This is a genomic window from Arenibacter catalasegens, from assembly GCF_002909235.1.
Taxonomy (GTDB): Bacteria; Bacteroidota; Bacteroidia; order Flavobacteriales; family Flavobacteriaceae; genus Arenibacter; species Arenibacter catalasegens.
In genome coordinates, this window is record NZ_PHQQ01000018.1 from 51,519 (window position 1) to 75,501 (window position 23,983).

19 protein-coding genes are annotated in these 23,983 nt (G+C 38.7%); 17 read left to right on the forward strand and 2 right to left on the reverse strand.

Annotated elements, in window-relative coordinates; translation table 11 throughout:
- The first annotated feature begins 377 nt into the window (after positions 1-377).
- From CWD90_RS14260 to CWD90_RS14335, 16 genes are all read left to right on the forward strand, one after another.
- A complete protein-coding gene (locus tag CWD90_RS14260; RefSeq protein ID WP_103476748.1) occupies positions 378-722 on the forward strand; it encodes a rhodanese-like domain-containing protein in 345 nt (114 codons plus the stop codon).
- A 160-nt stretch (positions 723-882) separates the two neighbouring features.
- Entirely contained in the window at positions 883-1,887 is a 1,005-nt protein-coding gene (locus CWD90_RS14265; protein WP_103476803.1) for a Tll0287-like domain-containing protein, read from the forward strand.
- Positions 1,888-2,020: 133 nt separating this feature from the next.
- Positions 2,021-2,623, forward strand: a complete 603-nt coding sequence (locus CWD90_RS14270; protein WP_103476749.1) for a TetR/AcrR family transcriptional regulator — start codon at positions 2,021-2,023, stop codon at positions 2,621-2,623.
- Positions 2,620-3,906 (forward strand): TolC family protein, encoded by a 1,287-nt coding sequence (locus CWD90_RS14275; protein ID WP_103476750.1) that lies wholly within the window; start codon positions 2,620-2,622, stop codon positions 3,904-3,906. The genes CWD90_RS14270 and CWD90_RS14275 overlap by 4 nt, the downstream gene beginning before the upstream one ends.
- Before the next feature lies 1 nt (position 3,907).
- Positions 3,908-4,810, forward strand: coding sequence for an HlyD family secretion protein (locus tag CWD90_RS14280; RefSeq protein ID WP_103476804.1), 903 nt, complete (start codon positions 3,908-3,910; stop codon positions 4,808-4,810).
- Positions 4,807-5,190: a hypothetical protein gene (locus tag CWD90_RS14285; protein WP_157941240.1), complete on the forward strand. Its 384-nt coding sequence runs from the start codon at positions 4,807-4,809 to the stop codon at positions 5,188-5,190. Before CWD90_RS14280 ends, CWD90_RS14285 begins: the two co-directional genes overlap by 4 nt.
- A gap of 3 nt (positions 5,191-5,193) precedes the next feature.
- A complete protein-coding gene (locus tag CWD90_RS14290) occupies positions 5,194-5,670 on the forward strand; it encodes a hypothetical protein (protein ID WP_103476752.1) in 477 nt (158 codons plus the stop codon).
- A gap of 35 nt (positions 5,671-5,705) precedes the next feature.
- A complete protein-coding gene (locus tag CWD90_RS14295; protein ID WP_103476753.1) occupies positions 5,706-6,641 on the forward strand; it encodes an ABC transporter ATP-binding protein in 936 nt (311 codons plus the stop codon).
- Positions 6,642-6,677: 36 nt separating this feature from the next.
- Positions 6,678-7,412: an ABC transporter ATP-binding protein gene (locus CWD90_RS14300; RefSeq protein WP_103476754.1), complete on the forward strand. Its 735-nt coding sequence runs from the start codon at positions 6,678-6,680 to the stop codon at positions 7,410-7,412.
- A 10-nt stretch (positions 7,413-7,422) separates the two neighbouring features.
- Positions 7,423-8,529 carry an ABC transporter permease gene (locus CWD90_RS14305; protein ID WP_103476755.1) on the forward strand — a complete coding sequence of 369 codons (1,107 nt, stop codon included), beginning with the start codon at positions 7,423-7,425 and terminating at the stop codon, positions 8,527-8,529.
- A gap of 83 nt (positions 8,530-8,612) precedes the next feature.
- Entirely contained in the window at positions 8,613-9,734 is a 1,122-nt protein-coding gene (locus CWD90_RS14310) for an ABC transporter permease (protein ID WP_103476756.1), read from the forward strand.
- Positions 9,735-9,991: 257 nt separating this feature from the next.
- Positions 9,992-11,296 carry a TolC family protein gene (locus CWD90_RS14315; protein WP_103476757.1) on the forward strand — a complete coding sequence of 435 codons (1,305 nt, stop codon included), beginning with the start codon at positions 9,992-9,994 and terminating at the stop codon, positions 11,294-11,296.
- Between the two features lie 192 nt (positions 11,297-11,488).
- Positions 11,489-12,568 carry an efflux RND transporter periplasmic adaptor subunit gene (locus CWD90_RS14320; protein ID WP_103476758.1) on the forward strand — a complete coding sequence of 360 codons (1,080 nt, stop codon included), beginning with the start codon at positions 11,489-11,491 and terminating at the stop codon, positions 12,566-12,568.
- A 249-nt stretch (positions 12,569-12,817) separates the two neighbouring features.
- Positions 12,818-16,015 carry an efflux RND transporter permease subunit gene (locus CWD90_RS14325; RefSeq protein WP_103476759.1) on the forward strand — a complete coding sequence of 1,066 codons (3,198 nt, stop codon included), beginning with the start codon at positions 12,818-12,820 and terminating at the stop codon, positions 16,013-16,015.
- A 135-nt stretch (positions 16,016-16,150) separates the two neighbouring features.
- Positions 16,151-16,456 carry a hypothetical protein gene (locus CWD90_RS14330; protein WP_103476760.1) on the forward strand — a complete coding sequence of 102 codons (306 nt, stop codon included), beginning with the start codon at positions 16,151-16,153 and terminating at the stop codon, positions 16,454-16,456.
- A gap of 20 nt (positions 16,457-16,476) precedes the next feature.
- Positions 16,477-16,683 (forward strand): YgaP family membrane protein, encoded by a 207-nt coding sequence (locus tag CWD90_RS14335; RefSeq protein ID WP_103476761.1) that lies wholly within the window; start codon positions 16,477-16,479, stop codon positions 16,681-16,683.
- 245 nt (positions 16,684-16,928) lie between these two features.
- Here CWD90_RS14335 and CWD90_RS14340 read toward each other — a convergent pair whose 3' ends face one another.
- Together CWD90_RS14340 and CWD90_RS14345 are read right to left on the reverse strand one after the other, a co-directional pair.
- Positions 16,929-18,632, reverse strand: a complete 1,704-nt coding sequence (locus CWD90_RS14340; protein WP_103476762.1) for a SusD/RagB family nutrient-binding outer membrane lipoprotein — start codon at positions 18,630-18,632, stop codon at positions 16,929-16,931.
- Between the two features lie 22 nt (positions 18,633-18,654).
- Positions 18,655-22,014 carry a SusC/RagA family TonB-linked outer membrane protein gene (locus CWD90_RS14345; protein WP_205161248.1) on the reverse strand — a complete coding sequence of 1,120 codons (3,360 nt, stop codon included), beginning with the start codon at positions 22,012-22,014 and terminating at the stop codon, positions 18,655-18,657.
- A gap of 459 nt (positions 22,015-22,473) precedes the next feature.
- On the opposite strand from CWD90_RS14345, the gene CWD90_RS14350 reads away from it, so the two are divergent.
- The gene (locus tag CWD90_RS14350; RefSeq protein WP_103476763.1) at positions 22,474-23,982 is read left to right on the forward strand and encodes a sodium:solute symporter family protein; all 1,509 of its coding nucleotides are present in this window, start codon (positions 22,474-22,476) and stop codon (positions 23,980-23,982) included.
- The last annotated feature ends 1 nt before the right edge of the window (position 23,983 follow it).

A 23,983-nucleotide genomic window follows, 5' to 3' on the forward strand; every position in this document is an offset into this window, starting at 1 on the left:
ATGCACATTAAGTAATATATATTATGTAGTTATTATTAGGGGTGGTTCCTGTAGAGGTCTGTCAACTGTGGTATAGGGATTTCTAACTTTTTCTGATTTTAAAAATTGGTATTTTAAGGGGTATATGAAGGTAGTGCAGCCATTAAAGCGCTTTATAACTTTTTCTGACTTTAAAGGTCTTTAAAAGTGGGGAAATTAACGCTCCACTTTTTTTAAATAAAATGCGATGTGTAACAAAAGTTGCTGTGGACAATAAATGCCTAGCTTATCTTTACAGTATAAAGGTTTTGGTTGGTTGTATTAGGAAACGGTCATTGTAAAAGATGGCAGTTTCCTTTTTTCAACATTCACCTATTATAAATTCAAAATAGAATAATATGTCGTTTTTTAGTACACTTTTTGGAACAAGTAAAAAGAAATCCGATAAAATAGAAATATTGGATCAGGCGGTATTTTCAGAGGCGATAACTGGCAAAAAGGTCCTTTTGGTAGATGTTCGTTCCGCTAATGAATATGGGAGTGGTCATATAAAAAATTCCATTAATATTGATTTTTTTAATTCAGGAAACTTTGAGAAATCTTTTGAAAAATTGCCCAAAGATAAGCCGGTATATCTGTATTGCCGATCAGGGGCAAGAAGTCAGAGAGCTGCCCATAAATTGATAGGGATGGGTTTTGAAAAAGTATATGACCTCAGAGGGGGATATATGTGTTGGAGATGATTTATTCATTTTTATCGGGAGTGTAAAATTGGCCTTAAATTACACGTTGAAAGACATTATTAAGTTCTCAGAGTATAAAGTGTTTGGGTTTTGCCAAAACTTTTCTGAGTTGTTTAAGTGCGAAGCTTAATGAGTGAATAAATTCAAAAAAATAAGCCTTATGAATTATCTATCATTGCTGACAATCTTTTTTTTGGCCTTAGGGAGCTGTAAGGACGCTAAAAAAACGGAATATAAACCGGTTGAAACGACTTCTGAAAAAGGGAGTGTTGATCAAGCAGAGATACATTCAGGTAAAAAGATAATTGAGACAGAGTGCTACTTATGTCACAACCCCAAAGCATCCGAGGCCAGTATGATTGCTCCTCCCATGGTGGCCATTAAGAAACACTACATTGAACCTTCAACGACCAAGGAACAGTTTACAGAAGCTATAGTGAGTTGGATTAACGACCCACAGGAGGAAAAATCCAAAATGCCTGGTGCGCTAAATCGATTTGGTATAATGCCATACCAACCCTATCCCGAAGAAACCATAAGCTTGATAGCGGAATATATGTATGATAATGAAATTTCCCAACCCGATTGGTTTGATGCCCATTTTCAAAGGGAACATGGTAAGAGAACGAGTAAAGGTATGGGCAAGGGAATGGGTTACAGACAGGGGTCTCAAACCAACTATGGCGATATTGGCCTGGGTTATGCCTTGGCCACCAAAGCGGCATTGGGAAAAAATTTAATGAAAGCAATTCAGGAAAAAGGTCCGGATGGGGCGGTAGAATTTTGTAACCTGAAAGCCATAAAGTTAACAGATAGTATTTCTGTTATGAATAATGCCCAGATCAAACGGGTTTCCGACAAACCTAGAAATCCTGGAAATAAGGCAAATAAAGAGGAATTGGGATATATAGCTTCCTTTAAGGAGCAGTTGGCTTCCGGTATGGAAGTGGAACCTCTGGTTATTCCGGGAAACGAAGAAGTAACGGTTTATTATCCAATAACTACGAATACCATGTGCCTTCAATGCCATGGAAAACCCAACGAACAGATCAAACCTACTACCTTGGCTGCCTTAAGAAAATTATATCCAGAGGATAAGGCTGTTGGTTATGATGTAAATGAGGTTCGCGGAATTTGGAGTGTAGTTTTTGATAAAAATAAGTAGGCCAATCTCCAATCCTTTAATCTCAATTGTCAAAGGGTCCAATACTCCTTGGAATAAAGGTTTCAAACCATAAGGTTTGTTTGATAAAAAAAATTTGTACATTTATTAACCATTTGGTTAAACTATTTAGTTAATGAAGGATCAGAGTACGGAAGAAAACATATTGAATGCCGCAATAAGCGTATTTCAAAAGAAAGGTATGGCAGGCGCGCGTATGCAGGAAATTGCCGATGAAGCAAAAATTAATAAAGCCATGTTGCACTACTACTACAAGAGCAAGCAAAAATTGTTCGAGGCGGTCTTTAGGCAGGCCTTTGAGAAATTTGCCCCCCATATCAACGAGGTCTTCAATTCCGAGAAAACCGTATTTGAAAAAATAACAAAATTTACGGATAGCTATATTTCCTTTGTCATGGAGAATCCATACCTACCCAACTTTTTGATTCAGGAAATTAATAACAACCCGGAGTTTGCCAATTTATTTTTTGGATCCGAAATAGCCCCCAACCCCTTACGTTTTGAAAAACAGATAGAAGAGGAAATAGAGATGGGAATTATAAAACCCATGGACCCTAAACAATTGTTGTTAAACCTTTTTTCCTTAACCGCATTTTCTTTTGTAGGGACTGGCTTGGTTAGTGGAATATTGAATTTGGATGAAAAAACCTTTAAAACCATGATGCAGGAACGTAAGATTTTGATTCCCGAGCTTTTAATTAATTCTATTAGAAAATGAAAAGACTTTTTTTAATATTAATATTCTCTATACCCCTAACCACTGTGGCCCAACAGACCCTTAGGTTGGAGGAATGTTTTGATCTTCTTACCGATAATTATCCCTTGGCGAAACAATCTGGTTTATTGGAAGATCAAGTACAACTCGACATTGAGGCCCTTAGAACGGGGTATTTACCCAAACTGGATTTGAATGCCCAGGCCACCTACCAGTCAGACGTAACCAGTTTACCGATCCAACTTCCCAATGTAAGCTTAGAACCACCCAATAAGGATCAATATCGTGCCACACTGGATGTAAACCAATTGATCTACAATGGAGGTATGATCAATGCCACATCAAGGGTAAAGGAGGCAGCCTCAAAGGTAAACCAACAACAGTTGGAAGTAAGCCTTTACGGATTAAAAAGCCAGGTTAATTCCATCTACCTAACGGTCTTATTGCTTCAGGAAAACAGTGATTTGCTCCAGGCTAAAGAGGAGCAAATAAAAGCGCGTATTGAAGACGTTAAGGCCGGTGTAAAATATGGCACCTTATTGGTGTCTTCAGAGAAGACACTGGAAGCGGAACTCCTGAAATTAAAACAACAATTTACAGAGTTGAAGTATAATAAAAGGGATTTGTTACAACGCTTGTCACTTCTCATTGGTAGGGAGTTATCTTCAGAAGTAAACCTTGTACGACCAGAGGTTTTTATACCAGAGGTGAATTCCCAACGACCCGAAATTCAGCTTTTCAACCTTCAAAAAGAACAGATCGATTTCTCCTCAAAACTGATTTCTAAATCAAATCTCCCTAAAATAAATGCCTTTGCCCAAGGTGGTTATGGCAATCCAGGGCTGAATATGTTGGACAACTCTTTTAAGACATTCTATATGGCAGGTTTAAAACTGAATTTGAACATTTTTGACTGGAACAAAACCAAGACCGAGAAACAATCCCTTGAAATCAACAAAGCAATAATCGATACCCAAAAAGAGACTTTTGAATTAAACAATAATTTGGAATTGGTGAACCTCAAGTCCGAAATTGATAAGATAGATGCTTTGATTTCAACGGACAATGATATTATTCTTCTTCGGGAAGATATCCTTAAAACAGCGGAATCACAATTGAACAACGGTGTAATTACGGCATCGGCCTATATCACCGAATTCACCAATTTATATGAAGCTAAAAGCAATCTGAATCTACACGAAACACAATTGCTGTTGCACAAAATTCAATTTGAAATTACGAATGGAAGCTATAACAATAACGCATTTAAAACTGGACCTAATTAAAATGAAAAATCTTCAAATAATATTAGTAAGCTTTCTAGTAATTCTTTTGGGGTCCTGTACCGGCAATGGGGTTAAGGCCGATGGTTATGGTAATTTTGAAGCTACCGAAATAACTATTTCGGCAGAGGCTAATGGTAAAATTTTATTCTTGGATGCGGAAGAAGGTAGCCTACTTGACAGAAATAAGATTGTTGGGGTTATAGACACCATTCAGCTCTCCTTAAAGCGAGATCAACTATTGGCTTCAAAGAACACCATTTTCTCAAAATCCAGAAACGTGCTATCGCAGAGGGAAGTTCTTAAGGAGCAATTAAAAGTAGCCCAAAATGACCAAAACAGGATTGATAATCTAGTAAAGGCAAATGCCGCAACTACTAAACAATTGGACGATATAAACGGACAAATAGGAATAATCAAAGAACAGATTAAAAGTGTGGAAACTCAAAATTCACCCATAATCAACGACGTGAAAAGTATAGAAATTCAGATAAGGCAAATGGAGGACCAGATAAACAAAAGCATTGTTCAAAATCCTTTGAAGGGTACGGTCTTGGTGAAGTATGCCGAACCCAACGAGGTAACGGCTTTTGGGAAACCCTTGTATAAAATTGCGGATCTGGAACATATGATCCTTAGAGTCTATATCAGTGAAAATCAGTTGGCAAACATAAACCTTGGACAGGAAGTAAGTGTAAAAATCGATGCAGGTGACGATATGAAATCATACCCAGGAGAGGTTACCTGGATTTCTGAAAGCGCCGAATTTACCCCTAAAATTATTCAAACCAAGGAAGAACGTGTAAACCTAGTTTATGCGGTCAAGGTAAGTGTTAAAAATGATGGCAGTTTAAAAATCGGGATGCCTGCTGAAATGTGGATCGATACAAATACCAATGACAAATGAAAATAACTTTGATCATCGCGACAATTCTAGCCATCTTGATTGGGGTCTTATCCATAATCTCAGGCTCCATGGTCCTTCTAGGGATACGATCAGTGGATTATACGGTATTGACCTGGTTGGTTGTCTACAACGTGACCCTAGGAGTCATTTCTATAATGGTAGCCTATCAAATGGGCAAACAACATAGAAAGTCTAAAACAATGATAATGTCCATCCTCATATTGCACTCATTGGTATTGGGCTATTTGTACTTTTTTAATGAAAGCGTAGCGGTAGAGAGTATCAAGGCAATGTCTTTTAGGGTAAGCATATGGGTAGCAATTCTCCTTTTGACCCTCGTCAAAAATCCAAAAAGAGTACATAACAATATTAAAAAGTGAGCTATGAAAACGAAAATCATCCTTTTTGCCATCCTCTCCTTAGGCTATTTAAGTTGCAAACAGGCGATAAAGGAGGACGCAACTTCAAAGGAGACCTATATTACAAACGGGGAGACAGAAAAAGTTCCGCATTTGAATAATGATTGGGTTGCGGAAATGGCCTTAAACAATGGCATAAAATGGGAGGCAAATCTAGAAACTACTTCCGGGATAGCCGCCATGTCTAAAATGATTGCGGAAACCAAAACCCTATCTCTTGAAGACTACAGAAATTTGGGAAACACTTTTAACGAGGTTAAAAACACCATTGTTAAGGAATGCACCATGACAGGAGCATCGCACGATAATCTGCATGTTTTTCTACATCCGTTGATCCAAAAGATTGAAATCCTGCAAAATACTACTAGCACAGACGAAGGCGCTAAAATCAAGGAAAGTATAAAAGGGCAATTAAAAAGCTATTACACCTATTTTGACTAAGATATAACGGATAATTTTTATTCAACGGTAAAAAAATGAGCATCATTCTAAACAATATCAGCAAATCTTACGGTAAAGTAAAAGCTTTGGACGATATTTCCTTTGAGGTAAAACCAGGGGAACTGTTTGGTCTGATCGGGCCGGACGGTGCTGGAAAGACTACCCTCTTTCGAATATTGACCACATTGCTCATTCAGGATGAGGGAAACGCTTCAGTAGCGGGCTACGATGTACTAAGACAATATAAGGACATTAGGCATCATGTGGGTTATATGCCGGGTAGGTTTTCTTTGTATCAAGACCTTACGGTGGAAGAAAATCTAAATTTTTTCGCAACCATTTTTGGTACGACCATAGCGGAGAACTATGATTTGATCAAGGATATATATGTCCAAATAGAACCCTTTAAAAACCGTAGGGCTGGAAAGTTATCTGGTGGGATGAAACAAAAGTTGGCCCTTTGCTGTGCCTTGATACATAAACCTAAAGTATTGTTCTTGGACGAGCCCACCACAGGGGTAGATCCCGTTTCTCGAAAGGAATTTTGGGAGATGTTAAAACGGTTACAGCAAAAGAGCATCACTATTTTAGTTTCCACACCGTATATGGATGAAGCTGAGCTTTGTGATAGGATTGCCTTGATCACAGATGGGAGAATACTGCAGATTAACACACCTGGAGAAATTATTGCTTCGTTTCCAAAGAAAATATATAAGGTGCGTACCTCCAATACCTATCAATTAATCCAGGATTTAAGAATTTACCCAGATACCCATAGTGCCTATCCATTTGGGGAATACCTGCATTTTATATCCAAAATGGCATCTTTTGGCCCAAAGGATTTGGAAGGCTATTTAGAAGAAAAGCAACACAGTAATATTGAGGTCATAGAGACCGTGGCAACTATTGAGGATACTTTTATGGATTTGTCAAGGGCAAATAAATTGATCGGCAATCAGATTAATGGTTAGGCCGTTTTAATAAACTAAGTACTCCTTAGAAGAAATATGAAAATAGATAATGTAATTCAAGTTGAGAACTTGACTAAGACGTTTGGCGACTTCACCGCCGTCAACAACATCTCTTTTGAGGTGGGTAAGGGAGAGATTTTTGGATTTTTGGGAGCTAATGGCGCCGGGAAGACTACCGCTATGAAGATGTTGATCGGTATTTCCAAACCTACCTATGGTAAAGCCACAGTTGCTGGATATGATGTACTTACACATACCGAGCAGGTAAAGATGAATATTGGCTATATGAGCCAACGCTTTTCCCTGTATAATGATTTAACCATAAAGGAAAACATCGTCTTTTTTGGGGGTATTTATGGCTTGACTTCAGCTACAATAAAAGAAAAATCCCAGGCCCTGATCAATGAGTTGGGATTGCATGATATGGCCGATTCCCTGGTTGGTTCCCTTCCCTTGGGATGGAAACAAAAAGTAGCTTTTTCCGTAGCACTGCTTCACAATCCAAAAATCATTTTTTTGGATGAGCCAACAGGAGGAGTCGACCCCATTACCAGACGCCAATTTTGGGAAATGATCTATAGGGAGGCCAACAAAGGGGTCACCATTTTTGTGACCACCCACTATATGGACGAGGCCGAATATTGTGATCGGGTATCCATTATGGTAGCGGGGAAAATTGAGGCTTTGGACACACCAAAGAACCTTAAAGGACAGTTTCAAGTGGATTCCATGAACAAGGTATTCCTAAAATTAGCTAGGAACATAGAATAATTATGATGAAATGAAGAGATTTATAGGATTCATCACAAAAGAATTTTACCACATTTTAAGGGACCGGCGTTCCCTGTTTATCTTGTTTGGGATGCCCATAGTTCAAGTGATGCTTTTTGGTTTTGCCATTACCAACGAAATCAATAATGTTGATATCGCCATTTTAGACCATTCCAAGGACGTTAATACCAAAGAGATCATTAATAAAATAGCGACTTCAAAATATTTTAGTATTAAGGGGTTTATAAGCCATGAAGATGAGATCGAATCTACTTTTAAAAAAGGAAAAATAAAGGCGGTACTCAATTTTGAAAAGGATTTCAGCAAAAACTTGGTCGCCCAAAAAAAAGCCACCGTTCAAATTCTTACCGATGCTACCGACCCCAATACAGCGAATACCATAAGCAATTATGTAGGATCTATTTTACAGAATTACCAACAGGAATTAAATAAAGGTTTAAACATGCCTTATCAAATAGTACCAAAAACAAGAATGGTATTTAATCCGGAACTAAAGAGTGTATATATGTTTGTGCCGGGGGTTATGACTATAATATTAATGTTGGTATCGGCCATGATGACCTCAATATCCATTACCAAGGAGAAAGAATTGGGAACTATGGAAATTTTGTTGGTGTCTCCCTTAAACCCAATTCAAGTTATTGTGGGCAAGGTGGTTCCTTATATTTTGTTATCCATCATAAACGCCGCAGTTATTATTCTTTTGAGCATTTTTGTTTTTAAAATGCCAGTGCAGGGCAGTTTGTTTTTATTGGGGGCGGAGAGTACCTTATTTATAGTAAATGCCCTGTCGCTCGGGATTCTAATTTCCACCATATCCTCCACACAACAAGCGGCTATGATGATTTCTTTAATGGGGCTTATGCTCCCTGTTATATTATTATCGGGATTTATTTTTCCCATCTCCAGTATGCCTTTGCCCTTGCAAATGATCAGTAATATAATCCCTGCAAAATGGTTTATAATAATCTTAAAAGGCATTATGCTCAAAGGAGTGGGATTGGCTTATGTTTGGAAAGAAACCTTAATATTAATTGGGATGACCATATTTTTTATTGGTTTGAGCGTAAAAAAATATAAAATAAGATTGGAGTAAGCAGTTTGTAATGTGATGTCTTAGCCAGTTGTACGACAGAGCTTTATTTGAGATTGATAAATAAGAAGGTATAAAGACAAAAAATGAACATCATCCGCTATATCATACAAAAGGAGTTTAAACAGATCTTTAGAAATAAGGCGATGCTCCCTATTATTTTTGTTCTGCCATTGATCCAGCTTATCATCTTATCCAATGCGGCCACTTTTGAAGTGAAAAATATAAAGTTTGCCTTTGTTGATAACGATAAAACTTCCCTTTCAAGGGAACTAGTGGAAAAATTTGAAGCGTCCTCTTATTTTAATGTGATGACCGACTTTCCATCAGCTAAACTGGCCAGTAAGGCAATGCTGGAAGGGAAGGTGGATGTAATTTTAGAGATTCCATCTTATTTTGAAAGGCAACTGCTTAAAAATGAAAAAGCTGATCTGTCCGTTATAATCAATGCAATAGATGGTGCCGCTGCGGGAGTAGAAAATGTATATATCAATCAAATTGTACAACAGTTCAATAAAAAAGCACAAGTAGCATTATTCCTATATAACAATATGGGAAACCAGCCGCAGCATATTGAGACTATCCCTTCCTTTTGGTATAATGAAACCTTAAATTATAAGACTTTTATGGTGCCCGGAATATTGGTTTTATTGGTGACCATGATTACCCTTTTCCTTTCCGGGATGAACATTGTTAGGGAGAAGGAAATAGGCACATTGGAGCAAATAAATGTAACCCCAATAAAAAAGCACCAGTTTATTATTGGAAAATTATTTCCTTTTTTGGTTCTCGGAATGGTATTGTTGACTGTGGGTTTGATCATTTCTAAACTGCTGTTCCAGGTACCGATTGTTGGAAGCCTTACCTTAATGTATCTATATACCATTATCTATATTTTGGTGATTTTGGGGATGGGCCTTTTTATATCCAATTTTACGGATACCCAACAGCAGGCCATGTTTATAGCCTGGTTTTTTATGGTTATTTTTATTTTAATGAGCGGTTTGTTTACTCCGATCGAAAGTATGCCCCAGTGGGCCCAGGTGTTAACAGAGTTTAATCCTATTAAATACTTTGTACAGGTCATGAGGATGGTGATGCTAAAGGGAGCTGGTATTTCGGATATTTACCCGCAATTTTTAAAAACATTGCTATTTGCCATTGCCATGAATGCTTTGGCGGTTATTAGTTATAAAAAAGTAAGTTGATGTACGGCGTATAGGACCCAATTTCCGGTTATACTCCAATATCCGAATTTCTATTCCAACTACTTAAGGGATTGGATGGTATCCACCCTTAACCTTCCACATACCCCTATTTATTATAACATGTGAATATAATAGAGATGGCAATAATTTGTTTCAAAAAAGGGTGACTCAACAAAAAGGATCTCTTTTTTGTCGGTAACATTTGTTGCTGTGTAATCCTTTTTCTCCCCCTAATTTTGTAATAAATAATTAGAAGGATGAAGAATATCATTTATATATTATCATTTTTAGGAACTATGTTCTTTGTACATGCTCAGGAAAGGGTGTTGATCAGCAAGGAGGAAGTGTTGACCAAAGTGAGGGAAAACAATAATACCCTTAAAATGTCCCAGCAGGATGTGTTGGCCGCTAGGGGTGATTTCAATAAGTCCAATGCGGTGATATTGCCCAATATAAGCATATCCCATACCGCAATAGCTACCACCAATCCCCTGATGGCCTTTGGTTCTAAATTGAACCAGGAAATTTTGACCCAGGCCGATTTTAATCCCCTTTTATTGAACAATCCTAGTCAGATCGAAGATTATGCAACTCGTATTCAGGTGCTGCAACCTTTGGTAAATCTAGATGGTATTTTTCAGCGCAAGGCGGCAAAGGCCAAATTAAGTGCCATGGAGTTAAAAGCAGATAGGACCAAAGATTACATGGACTTGGAGGTAGAAAAGTCCTATATGCAATTACAATTGGCGTATAAGTCGGTAACTGTTCTGGAACAGGCAAAAAATGCGGCCATGGAAAATAAGCGTTTGGCGGATAATAGTTTTAAACAGGGGTATCTTCAAAAATCCGATGTACTAGAGGTAGAGGTCAGGGTGACCGAAATAGACAATCAACTACAGTATGCCAAGAGCAATGTACATAATGTGTCTAATTACCTGTCGGTTTTGATGAACGATGATAACTATACCCTTCTACAGCCTACGGACTCCTTAACCCTTATGGTCAGTGATATGATTACGAAAGGATTACCCGAAAATAGAAGAGATCTAGAAGCTATGTCCTTGTCCAGTGATGCGTACCAACAAATGTACAGGGCAGACAAAATGAGTTTCCTTCCTAGCTTAAATGCTTTTGGGACCTATGAATTGCATGATGACCAAGTTTTTCAAGGAGATGCCAATGGATATTTGATCGGGGCCGAATTGAAGTGGAACATTTTTGAAGGCAGCAAACGTTTTGGAAAGGTTCAAAAAAGTAGGGCCGAATACGAGAAATCCAAATTGGAACTGCATCAATATAAGGCGGAGAGTCAGGTAGAGTTAAACAGGGCCATGAGGTTGCTTCAAGATGCCAAAAACAATTTGGAACTTACCTCCCTAGCCTTGCAACAATCGGAAGAATCACTTCGGATACGAACTAATCGCTTTAAACAGGGTTTGGAAAAAACGACCGACCTATTAAATACCGAAACACAATACGCTCAAAAGAGATTGGAATATTACGCCACCATTTTTAACTATAACTATTCCTTGGCCTATGTTAAGTTTTTAACCAAGGAATAATACGCCTAAGACAATAAATATGCGAGACCATAGCAAGGGAAATTTGTATTTATAACTAAGAATTAAAAGAAAAACATGAAATGAGCATAACCGAAAACTGGTCGCAAATACGATTGATGATATGCGAATTACACCCGCCTGAACGAAGAAGTCGGGCAGGTCTGACCGTTGAAAAACAATAAATATCTACATATGAAAACAAAATTATACATAGTACTACTCTTCACCCTAGTCATAGCTATTTCTAGTTGTGGGAACGATGACAAAAAAACTGTGCCGGATAATTCCCCCACTGTTACCGTTAAAGTGAGCACGGTTTCTGAACAGAGCGGTGGCACGTTCCTATCCGCCAGTGGAAAGATAGAGGCAGTAAACAGTGCCAACCTTAGTACCCGAATGATGGGGTATGTAGATAAAATTTATGTTCAGATGGGGGATAAAGTTAATAGTGGACAGCTATTGATAAGCATAAACAATGCTGATATATCTGCTAAACTGGCCCAGGTAAATGCAAGTATTACCGAAGCGACCGCTGCTTTTAAAAATGCCGAAAAAGATTATAATAGGTTTACGGCCTTGTTTAATGATAACAGTGCTTCCCAAAAGGAACTGGATGATATCACAGCCAACTACAACATGGCCAAGGCTCGCTTGGAAGGGGCCAAACAAATGAAGAACGAGGTAAACGCACAATTTTCATATAGCAATATACGCGCCCCTTTTAATGGGGTAGTAACCAACAAATTTATAAAGGTTGGGGATATGGCAAATCCGGGAATGCCCTTATTGGAAGTGGAAAGTCCTGGGGATTTTCAAGTATTGGCGATGATACCCGAATCCGAAATCCTTCAGATCAAGGCCGATTCGGAAGTTCTTGTCCTGATCAAGACCTTAAACGAATCTGTCAAGGGGAAAGTGGCGGAAGTAAGTACATCGGCAAAAAATACAGGAGGGCAATATATGGTTAAGGTGATGCTGGACAAATCCGAGTATAATTTGCTTTCCGGAATGTATGCTACTGTGCAATTTCCAACGGTAAAAAAGAAGAATACCAATAAAGTGCTTATTCCTTTGGATGCCGTGGTTCACAACGGTCAGTTATCCGGTGTATATACGGTAAGTGAAAGCAATACGGCAATTTTGCGCTGGTTGCGGTTGGGCAGGACTTTTGGCGACAGTGTTGAAGTATTGTCCGGACTTTCCGCCGAGGAAGATTACATAATATCGGCAGATGGGAAGTTGTTCAATGGGGCTAAAATAAGTACCCAATAACTGAAGATTTAAAAAACGGGTTTGCGTTAGGCCTGCCCGCCGTTAGGTGGGGATTGCAGTGGTTACCCTAGGTCCTTTTAGCGGATTTAGGCTAAAAAGGAGCTGGAGTAAAAGCGGAAAGCCCGACCTGAGCATTCCTGCATAATCTTCCTGCAAGGTCTCCATTCCTGCAAGGTCTCTAAGACCTTGTAGGTATATGAATCAAGAATTGGCGAAGGTAACGCCCAAATACAAAAACAATAGAAAAAGATGAAAGAAGGATTAGCAGGCAAGATTGCCAAAGCATTTATAAGTTCCAAGTTAACGGTCCTTCTAATGATCGTATTCATGGTCATTGGGGTGTACAGTTCGTTCCTGATTCCAAGGGAGGAAGAGCCTCAGATAGATGTACCCATGGCCGATATCTTTGTGGGTTACCCGGGAGCGAGTCCTACTGAGGTGGAAAGTAGGGTGACCAAACCGTTGGAAAAATTAATTTCCAATATTAAGGGTGTGGAATACGTCTACTCTACCTCCATGGAAGAGCAGGGGATGGTTATAGTACAGTTTTATGTAGGAGAGGATATTGAGCGTTCGTTTGTTAAACTCCAGAACGAGATCAATAAGCATATGGATGAAATGCCGCAAGGGGTAACTTTTCCATTGATAAAAACTAGGGCAATAGATGATGTTCCCATGTTAGGGCTTACCCTATGGAGCGAGAACTACGACGATTACCAACTAAAGCAAATTGCCCAGGAACTTACGGATGAAATTAAAAAGATAAACGATGTGTCCGCCACCCAAAAAATTGGTGGTCGTGAACGTCAATTGCGGGTAGTATTGGACAAGGATAAATTAGCCGAAAGCGGCTTGGATTTTCTGTCTGTTGCCCAAATGATAAAAGCCAATAACCAGCAGCTAAGTGGAGGCACGTTCGACAAAAACGATACAGAATTTTTGGTAACCACTGGGAGATTCTTGGAAACAGCTACCGATGTGGAAAACTTGGTAGTGGGAATACAACAGAACCGCCCTATTTATTTAAAACAAATTGCAAGTATACAGGATGGACCTGAAATTCCAAAGGAATACGTGTCCTTAGGCTTCGGGCAGGGAAGTAAAAAAGCGGGAACCTATAAATCCGAATATCCAGCAGTGACCATTGCCATTGCCAAACGCAAAGGTGCCGATGCCATGAAGATTTCCGATTTAATTTTGGAAAAGGTAGCACATTTAAAAAAGAATCTTATTCCGGACGATGTACATGTAGAGGTAACCCGAAATTATGGGGAAACAGCCTCTCATAAAGTTTCCGAATTATTAATGCACCTTATGGGGGCCATAATTGCGGTAACTTTTGTAGTGATGTTGGCTATGGGCTGGCGTGGTGGTCTAGTGGTGTTTCTATCTGTTCCCATAACGTTTGCCTTGACCTTATTGAGCTATTATATGTTGGACTATACCTTGAACCGTATAACCCTTTTTGCCTTGGTTTTCGTTACAGGAATTGTGGTGGACGATTCCATTATTATTGCTGAAAATATGCACCGGCATTTTAAAATGAAACGTTTACCATTTAAACAGGCGGCATTGTATGCCATTAATGAAGTGGGGAACCCTACCATTTTGGCCACATTTACGGTCATAGCTTCTGTATTGCCCATGGCCTTTGTATCGGGGCTTATGGGACCATATATGTCTCCAATGCCTATTGGGGCTTCCATTGCCATGATATTGTCGTTATTCGTAGCCTTAACGATTACTCCCTATTTGGGCTATATTTTTCTTAGGGAAAAAGATAAAAAAGGGGAAGAAAAAGTGGAAAAACCCTTGGAGGAAACATTCATTTATAAAATGTACAACAAGTTTGAAAGCCCTTTGATCGAGGACAAAAAGAAACGTTGGTTGTTTTTGGGAATTACTTTTGTATTATTATTGGGTTCCATAGCCATGTTCTTTACCAAGTCAGTAGCCGTAAAAATGTTGCCTTTTGATAATAAGAACGAATTTCAAGTGGTCATAGATATGCCCGAGGGTACTACTTTGGAACGTACTGGAGTGGTTGCAAAGGAGATTGCTCAATACCTAGGGACCCGTCCTGAGGTGGTCAACTATCAGAGCTATGTGGGCACCTCTGCCCCAATAACCTTTAATGGATTGGTACGTCATTACGATTTGCGTGGTGGCAGCAATACTGCTGATATTCAAGTAAACCTTATAGACAAAGGTGACCGAAGCGCCCAAAGCCATGATATTGCCAGTTTATTACGCCCAGAAATTCAACGTATAGGGAAAAAATATAAAGCCAATGTAAAAATGGTGGAGGTACCCCCTGGACCTCCGGTCCTCTCCACTATAGTTGGTGAAATTTATGGTCCTGATTACGACACACAGATGGACATTGCCGATCAGGTTAAGCAAATATTGAAACGTACTCCCGATGTGGTTGATGTGGATTGGATGGTAGAATCCGATCAAGTGGAATATGAGTTTATCATAGACAAGGAAAAGGCAATGCTATATGGGGTGACACCAGCGCAAATTGTACAGACCATGAATATGGCGCTGTCCGAAAGAGCAGTCACTAATTTATATGACGAAAATGCTTCCAATCAAATTGGGTTGATATTGGCATTGGATGAAAAAGAAAAATCTACCATTCAGGACATTGCCCAAATAAAAGTTATATCCCAACATGGAAATGGAAACATGGTCCCTATCGTAGATTTGGTAACCATAAAACAAACCACTAGGGCCAAGAGCATCTACAGAAAAAATCAGAAAAGGGTAGTTTATGTACTTGCGGATATGGCCGGGGATTTGGAAAGTCCGGTATATGCCATTTTGGGAATGACCGATAAGCTAAAGGGCTTGAATTTGCCTAAAGGGTATTCGGTAGACGAACTGTATATAAAACAACCTGATTTTGAAGATAATTATACCGTAAAATGGGATGGAGAATGGCAAATTACCTTGGAGGTATTCCGAGATTTGGGATTGGCATTCCTAGGGGTGATCATCATTATTTATATTCTGATCGTGGGTTGGTTCCAGAACTTTAAAGCGCCAATTGTGATGATGGTGGCCATACCGCTTTCCCTGATCGGGATAGTATTGGGCCATTGGATGCTGGGTGCTTTTTTTACGGCTACATCTTTTATTGGAATGATTGCCTTGGCAGGAATCATGGTAAGGAACTCGGTGTTATTGATCGATTTTATCAATATACGGTTGGAAGATGGTGTACCGTTGAAGTTAGCGGTAATTGAAGCCGGTGCAGTAAGGACCACCCCTATTTTGTTAACCGCAGGTACTGTAGTTATAGGGGCATTTGTAATTCTTTTCGATCCTATTTTCCAAGGGTTGGCCATATCCTTAATGGGCGGCACCATAGTATCCACAGTGCTTACTTTACTTGTGGTTCCATTGGTGTATTACATGATAGAAAGGAAGAACTATAAGTAACTGAGAGTTTAAATGAGATTCTTATGCAGGTCCCTGAGCGGAGTCGAAGGGAGCGTTCTAGGAAATTAATTTAGTCCATGTTGAATATGGGTATTAAAGTACAATTCATAAAAATGAAACTAAAAATATAAAGTAATGAAACTACTTATAGTGACTGTTGTGGAGGGGTATGGAAAGGAAATGCTTCAACTTTTTAAAAAAGCCAATATTGAGAGCTTTAGTGGTTCCGAAATTGATGGGTATAAGAATCCGGCGACGGTTCTAATGTCATCAAACTGGTTCCCAAGTGAAAAGGCGGGTATAGAATCTAATATGTTCTTTTCCTTTACCACTGATGAAAATATTGAAATTCTATTCGGACTTATATCATCGTTCAATTCTAATTTGGAAACCAATAATCCCATAAGGGCTGTGGTGGTTCCAATAGAAAAATTTATTTAATAACCTTTAAAAATATTACTATGATCAACAGATATATCAGGGCAATTGCCGGTGCTTTTATCATTATAAGTGTTGTATTGGCTATGTACGTAAACATAAACTGGTTGTGGTTTACCCTATTTGTAGGGGCTAACCTTTTACAATCCGCTTTTACCCAATGGTGTCTTATGGAAAAGATTTTATTTAAATTGGGGGTGAAGAAAGAGGGTGACAGCTGTGCAGTTTAAGGACCAAAATGCTAAGGATTGTATACTTTTCTTAGCTTAAAGCATATGCTTCTTTAACCTATCAATGGCGAGAATTCCTTATATTTTGCTTTATCGCTACGAGCCGGTGAAGGGAACATACTAAGTTGAGTGGACGGAACTGCTTTTTTAATGCGTTTTGGGTGAGGGGCAATAAAAAATGCCCCGGTCTCCCAGGGCATTTTAAAAACTAACTCAAAACTCAATAATTAAAAAAACTCAATTTTTTACCAAGGCGTACTAACACCTTGTACAATCCATGGTCTAGCATAAGGGCTATCATCTGGATCCGTTGTACTATATGGAGTACTTTCCAAGGAAGAAGCTCCAACATTATAATTGGCGGTATTAATGTTTAATTCATCACTAGGATAAATGAATCTTAAAGGCATCACATCTTCACGAGCAAATGGTCCAGCCTTTAAATCAGGAAGTCCAGTTCTTCTCCAATCCATATAGGCTTCGTCCCCATTAAACATATTAGCAATCCATTTTTGTTGCATAATAATATCTAGAGTACCGTCGAAAGCAACTCCAGTATTGGTAATGTAATCGGAATAGGTATCACCAACACCCCACACCTCCAAAGATGCCTGAACTCCATTCAAATAATTGCCTTCCGCATCAGAACCCCAGCCTCTTACCGCTGCTTCTGCTTTTAAGAATGACAATTCTGCATAAGAAAATAGTCTAGCCTTTAAAAGGTTTCCTCCATCATCTTTCTGATTGAATACTTCATTTATTCTGGAGACATAAGCATTAGTACCCCCTCTTGAACCTTCTGCATTCAAGTTGTACTCATAAGGGTCTACTGCACTTACAGCGACGGGCAGCCCCACATAAACGCTGCTGGTATCAATTAATTTTTTGCCTGCTAGCAAATCTGCAGCATATGTTGAAGCGGAGTATATCGCATATTGACTACCTAATACACCAGCATCCACTAAAACCTCAGCAGAAACATAACGTACACCTCCTACTTCAGCAACAGCAACCCCACCAGGAACGTCCGCAGCGGGAACTACTTTAGTAGGTACTGCTACTGGAGCAAACCATACCGCAATTCTAGGATCTTCCAACTCCTTTAACTTATCTGTCAAGGTAGTACATGGCTTTACCCTATAAAAATCAGAAGCTGTACCAAACTGCCCACTATTAGGCCAAGATTGTTCTGAAATCCCGCCGATATAAGTCAGCACAAGTTCATCATCTATTTCACTGATTAAGGGCTTGGTAAGTGTACTTGTTACCCCAGCTTGAGAAAAAGAAGGCAGTTTTTCAGATAAGCGCATATAATATCTTAAGGCTAAAGAGTTGGCCAATTTTTGCCACTTCGAAGCATCGCCACCATAAAATACATCCTGATTTTCAATAACTCCGTCATATGATCCAGCACTTAGGAGACCTGAAGCAGTTTCCAAATCGGCAATAATACCCTTATATACAACTTCTTGTGAGTCGTAGGCTGGAAGTTCTCCTTCTAAATCAGTGCCTTTTAATGCGTCAGAATAAGGGATATCACCATAGTAATCGGTTAAATTACCGAACAACATTGATTTCAATACCAAAGTAACCCCTTCATGAAAGGTTAAACCCAGCTCTACCGCCCTGTCATGGGCCGCTTTATTGGTTCGTAACAGGCTGTAATTGTTAGACCAGATTGAACCGGTCTCCCAATCGTATCGGTTGCTAGACCAAGAATCGCGTTGCGTGAACTGCGCCGCATTACCGGTATCATTACCATATCCCCTAGAGGTTGTACTTGTTGCTAAGCCTGTCATAACAGTACTTATCAATAAATTTGGGTCGGCCAAACCCGGCTCTATGCCATTTGGATTCTCATTTATTTCAGCTAGATTATTATCGCAGGAAACTACAAGCAATAATGGCACCAATAGAAATCTGATAGCTATGTTTTGTATTAATTTCATATCCTTAGTTTTTTAATTTTATTTAGAAACTTGCGTTTAGTTTTATACCTACTGGAATTGCCCAAGGCTGAATATTAAACCTTTCAACACCCTGAGATAATTTACCTCCAGAAGTTTGAAAAGCAGATTCTGGATCAATATTTATTCCCGCTTTGGTCCATAAGATAATATTACGGCTAAACAAAGAAAGCGATAAATTACGCATTCCAATTTTCTGAGCTACTGCGTTGGCAAATGTATACCCAATAGAAATCTCTCTTAACTTTAAATAATCGGCATCAAAGGTAGAAGCCTTGGTAAAGTCCCAAGCGTAGTTATCACCATACGTATGATATTGTGTACCAGGCCCACCAATATTCTCTTGGTCGGCTACGAAATTACCATTGCCATCATAAGATCCAATGACTCCTGGTAAAAATACACCATCATTCAGGCCATCAATTGGAAAACCACCATATTCAGCTGTTGGTCCACCAACAAGTGGGTAAAACTCACCGCCCTCTGATAAAAACTCATCTGCATTATTTCTGATATAGGTGGGTATATCTCCAACATCGCTTAAATCGTACACTTTATCCAACCATCTTGTAGTCTGTAAATCTGACTCATAATAACGATGTGTTTGAGAAACGAACTGACCGCCTTTTCTCCAGTTAAAGTTCATTGACAAATTCCAATTTTTGTATTTGACGGATGTTTGTAGGCCCACTTCAAAATCGGGGTTATAATTCCCAATTACTGGAGCTACTCTATTTCCATCTTCATCAGACAAAGTTCTGTCACTATTCTCCCAACCTTCATCGTCTAATAAAAGCCAACCGTTATAGGGAGAATTGGGATCTTTAACCCTTACGAATTCACGGTCAACAATCTGACCTACTTCTTCACCTACCCAGGTATATGCACCGCCTTTTGCTTCACCCCAAAATCTCACGAAATCAGTTCCTGGAGCCAATTCTGTAATAATGGTTTTATTCGTGGTAAAAGTAAGATTCATATTCCAATTCAAATCTTGACTGTCAATTAGTTTACCTCCTAAACTAGCCTCAAAGCCCTTACTGTTAAGGTTACCGGCATTAAAAAGTTTAGATGATGCACCAGATGTAATTGGAAGCGATTTTTGAAAAATTTGGTTTTTATTATCCGACTCATAATACGTAAAATCCAAATTCAAGCGATTCTTGAAAAGCGACAAATCAACACCGTATTCTGTTGAAGTATTAAGTTCAGCTTTAATATTACTGTTCTTAAAGTCTGCAGGTACAGACAACTGTGCTGCAGAACCCCAATCTCCCGAATTACTCAATATAGCAAATAAATTGTGCGGGCTGGTGTCATTACCTGACTGTGCCCAGCCTACTCTTAGCTTAAACAAAGACACATTACTGCCCATATCGAACATATTATTCAACAAGATACTTGTTGAAACCGAAGGGTACAAGAAACTATTATCGCTTTCAGGTAGTGTACTGGACCAATCATTTCTAACCGTTGCATCCACGTACATCATATCCTTATAGCTAATATTACCTAAGGCATACAAGCTATTTACGCGTTCTTTTGAATGCGTTTCATTATAATCAATATTGTCAGATGCAATGTTAGACAAGAGGAATAGGTTTGGTATAACCAATCCAGAACCACCATTTTTGGTTTGGGTAGATACATATCCACTGTTTACATTTCTAATATTACCCCCGCCAGATAAGCCAAAATCAAAATTCTCACTTAACTTATCTTTATACGATAGTAAAAAATCAACATTGCTTTCCACTCCATTTAGAGTTACTAGACCATAGGCTCCATTTCTTTCTCTATTAAAGCCACTTGATATCTTGGTTTCCCTTACTTCACGACTATCATTATAGGCGTAACGCGCCATTAATGAAAGTTTATCAGTAAACTTGTAATCCCCTTGAATATTACCGTAGATCCTCTTTCTCTCAAAACCATTGTTTATTTCATTGGCTACGAAATACGGGTTATTATATTCAAACTCGGATGGGTCATCGCCAAAGTTATAAGGTGTATTCTGACTCTGACCTTCTACTAACCAATAGTCTTGCATATCGCGAATATCAATATGTGGGTTGATATCGTAGATTGCTTGTAATGGATTCGCATTTCTATCAGTCGTTGATGGTCTGTTGTCCGCACCGGAAATAACATAATTTAAACTTGACGTTATTTTTAATTTGTCATTAACATCAAAGCCACTATTAATCGTAAAACTATTTCGCTCTAAATCAGAATTCGGAATAAAACCTTCATGCCTCATATTAGTATAAGACATACGATAATTCATGCGATCTGAACTATTTTCTAACGAAACTGTATTGGTAGAGGTAATTGCAGATTCAAAGAAATTTTTAGCATTGTTCTTGCCTTTGGAAGTCAATGGCTTAGGCACTCCAACTCCACTTGCTATTTCTTCAGCTGTATAAGGCCATTGAATTGCACTTAAGCCCTTATCCAATTCTGGACCTATCCACCCAGATGAATTTTCATCAATTTGGGATGTGGTAGGATCAGGCCGGCTGCCATTTGCAAAAAGATTACTCTTCTCTAAGAACTTATACGGTGTTTCATACACATTACTAGAGCTAAAAGAAATGCCCAGGCCCTTACTTTTTTTACCTGATTTTGTTGTAATCAAAATAACACCATTACCTCCTCTAGAACCATATAATGCCGCGGCACTAGGTCCTTTAAGAACAGATACGTTTGCGATGTCATCTGGGTTAATATCGGCAATACCACCACCGTAATCTACGACAATACCACTACCAACGGTACCGATATTGGAAAGACTACTTTGAAGTGGCACCCCGTCGATAACATATAAAGGTTGGTTGTCAGTTGTTAAGGAAGATGCTCCACGAAGTATCACACTTACCGTAGAACCCGCACCACCTGTTGAATTAATCTGAACCCCTGCAACTCTACCGTTCAACGCATTTAATGCATTTTCCTGTGTTACAGTCGTTATGTCATCTCCACTTACTTCACTTACGGAATATCCTAGGGATTTCTTTTCCCTGGAAATACCAAGTGCCGTTACGACCACTTCGTCCAATTGTTCGGATGAAGTTGCCAAGGTTACATCTAGAGTTGATTGATTACCAACAACTACTTCTTTTGTTTCCATTCCCAAATAGGAAAATACTAGAACTGCACTATTGTTCGGGACAGATATACTGTAAACCCCATCAAAATCGGAGGTAACACCATTGGAGGTGCCCTTAACCACCACAGATACCCCAGGAAGTAATTCGCCATCATCACTGCTGACGACTCCCGTTACTCCTTGTTGTGCCAACATGATTCCTGAAACCATACTGAACAAAAGGAAAGTCAAAAATTTTAAGCTTCTTTTTTTCATAATTTATATTAATTGGTTGAGTAATTAGCATTTCGTTAACAAATCTATTGTAAAATTATTGGCAAAAAGCATGGTATTTTATTAGATACCTATAGAATTTTACCTCTTTTGTGATCAATATTAAGATATGGAAAATTTTAGGTTAAGATATGTTTGATTTTTGGCAAGAATATTTCTTAAAGTTAAAAAGGACCATTTTTGGGCCTTGCAAAATTTGGGTATTTTTTATGAATTTTTTGGGTAGGGATATGTGCTGGAATGGCTATGAATATTATACCAGAATTAGTTGATTGGTGTATTATGATTTTCCTAAACTGCTGTAATTTTAACTTAAATATTCGAAAATAACTTAAAAATCTAGTGCCTATGGTAATATACCATGTAAATGAAATAAGATTTACTTAATCAATCATTTCTATTTGAATTTAATTTGTAGGTAATAAACCAAAATACCAAACAATGTTAGCAGGGATAGATTATTTTATAGTAATAGCTTATATAATAGGTATGTTATTACTTGGGCTCTATTTTAAAAAATTTGTAAATAGTTCCGAAGATTATTTTCTTGGTGGTAAAAGTCTACCCTTTTGGGCTATTGGGATGTCTATTGTGGTATCGGATATTGGAGCCTTGGATTTTGTGGGGGTGTCCGGACAGGCATATAGATATGGAATTTCTGTTGGTAACTTTGATTGGGTAGGTTCTGTTCCCGCCATGTTGTTGGCTGCATTTATTTTTATTCCCTATTTCTGGCGCGGGGGTATGTATACCATACCGGAATATTTGGGCAGAAGGTATAATCAAAAGGTAAGGACCATTGCTTCAGTAACATGGATTCTATTTTTCGCCTTGGATTTGGGTGTACTTTTTTGGGCCAGTGCTGTATTGCTAAATGTGCTTATGGGTTGGCCGATATGGATTTCAATTATTTCCACTGCCGGGGTAGTTGGGCTATATACATATTTTGGCGGGATAACCGCTGTAATAATGACCGATGTGGTACAATTCGTTATAATGTTCATAGGTGGATTCGCCCTTGTCTTTCTAAGTCTTTACGAAGTGGGGGGTTGGGATAATATGGTCGATAAAATCGCAACAATGGGGCCTGAGTATAGAAATCATTTTGACATCATTCAACCACAGGATACGAAATCACCCTTTCCATGGACAGGAATTTTATTCGGCCTAACCTTTGTTATGGCCAATGCCTATATGATAGGCAACCAGTCTATTGTACAGCGCTGCCTTACTGCCAAAAACGAATGGCATGCAAAAGCAAGTATGATTTTTGGTTCTGCCTTAAAAATGTTTATTCCTATATTGGTTTTGTTTCCAGGTCTTATGGCTGTAGTAGTTCATCCTGGTCTGGCAGATGGCGATCAAGCGTTGCCGATGATGATTAAATCAATTTTGCCTCCTGGTTTGGTTGGACTTATGTTCGCAGCATTTTTCGCAGGTCTTATGTCTAGTGTTGATTCATTGTTAAATTCAACGGCAACCTTATTTACCAAAGATATCTACGAACCGTTTATTAAAAAAGGGGCAGATGACAAACATTATTTAAAGGTTGGGCAGATCACTACCTTGGTTTTATTGGTTATTGGTGTGGCTACCTCGCCTATTAGCAGTGATTTCCCAGGTATTTATGTGGCCATACAAACCTTTATGTCCTATTTCCAAGGTCCGATATTCGCGATTCTACTGTTGGGTATTTTCTGGAAAAGAACTACCGAATGGGGGGGACTTTCCGCATTGGTCATAGGAATTGGATTTGCTATTTACTTAAATGTATTTAAAGAGCAATTCTTCACCATAGAAGATCCTTTTCTTTATATTTCTTGGTGGTCTTTTCTATTAGGTGTTATTATAAATGTATCGGTGAGTCTGATGACTAAAAAACATACCGATGAACAACTTGAGGGATTGGTGTTTAGTTCTAAAATATTGGTAAAAAATAAAAACCTGTAAT

Coding starts and splice junctions, on each gene's coding strand:
- CWD90_RS14315 (WP_103476757.1), top strand. CDS start 9,992: ATGAAGAATATCATTTATATATTATCATTTTTAGGAACTATGTTCTTT.
- CWD90_RS14290 (WP_103476752.1), top strand. CDS start 5,194: ATGAAAACGAAAATCATCCTTTTTGCCATCCTCTCCTTAGGCTATTTA.
- CWD90_RS14310 (WP_103476756.1), top strand. CDS start 8,613: ATGAACATCATCCGCTATATCATACAAAAGGAGTTTAAACAGATCTTT.
- CWD90_RS14335 (WP_103476761.1), top strand. CDS start 16,477: ATGATCAACAGATATATCAGGGCAATTGCCGGTGCTTTTATCATTATA.
- CWD90_RS14260 (WP_103476748.1), top strand. CDS start 378: ATGTCGTTTTTTAGTACACTTTTTGGAACAAGTAAAAAGAAATCCGAT.
- CWD90_RS14265 (WP_103476803.1), top strand. CDS start 883: ATGAATTATCTATCATTGCTGACAATCTTTTTTTTGGCCTTAGGGAGC.
- CWD90_RS14275 (WP_103476750.1), top strand. CDS start 2,620: ATGAAAAGACTTTTTTTAATATTAATATTCTCTATACCCCTAACCACT.
- CWD90_RS14285 (WP_157941240.1), top strand. CDS start 4,807: ATGAAAATAACTTTGATCATCGCGACAATTCTAGCCATCTTGATTGGG.
- CWD90_RS14340 (WP_103476762.1), bottom strand. CDS start 18,632: ATGAAATTAATACAAAACATAGCTATCAGATTTCTATTGGTGCCATTA.
- CWD90_RS14345 (WP_205161248.1), bottom strand. CDS start 22,014: ATGAAAAAAAGAAGCTTAAAATTTTTGACTTTCCTTTTGTTCAGTATG.
- CWD90_RS14330 (WP_103476760.1), top strand. CDS start 16,151: ATGAAACTACTTATAGTGACTGTTGTGGAGGGGTATGGAAAGGAAATG.
- CWD90_RS14350 (WP_103476763.1), top strand. CDS start 22,474: ATGTTAGCAGGGATAGATTATTTTATAGTAATAGCTTATATAATAGGT.
- CWD90_RS14300 (WP_103476754.1), top strand. CDS start 6,678: ATGAAAATAGATAATGTAATTCAAGTTGAGAACTTGACTAAGACGTTT.
- CWD90_RS14280 (WP_103476804.1), top strand. CDS start 3,908: ATGAAAAATCTTCAAATAATATTAGTAAGCTTTCTAGTAATTCTTTTG.
- CWD90_RS14295 (WP_103476753.1), top strand. CDS start 5,706: ATGAGCATCATTCTAAACAATATCAGCAAATCTTACGGTAAAGTAAAA.
- CWD90_RS14305 (WP_103476755.1), top strand. CDS start 7,423: ATGAAGAGATTTATAGGATTCATCACAAAAGAATTTTACCACATTTTA.
- CWD90_RS14325 (WP_103476759.1), top strand. CDS start 12,818: ATGAAAGAAGGATTAGCAGGCAAGATTGCCAAAGCATTTATAAGTTCC.
- CWD90_RS14320 (WP_103476758.1), top strand. CDS start 11,489: ATGAAAACAAAATTATACATAGTACTACTCTTCACCCTAGTCATAGCT.
- CWD90_RS14270 (WP_103476749.1), top strand. CDS start 2,021: ATGAAGGATCAGAGTACGGAAGAAAACATATTGAATGCCGCAATAAGC.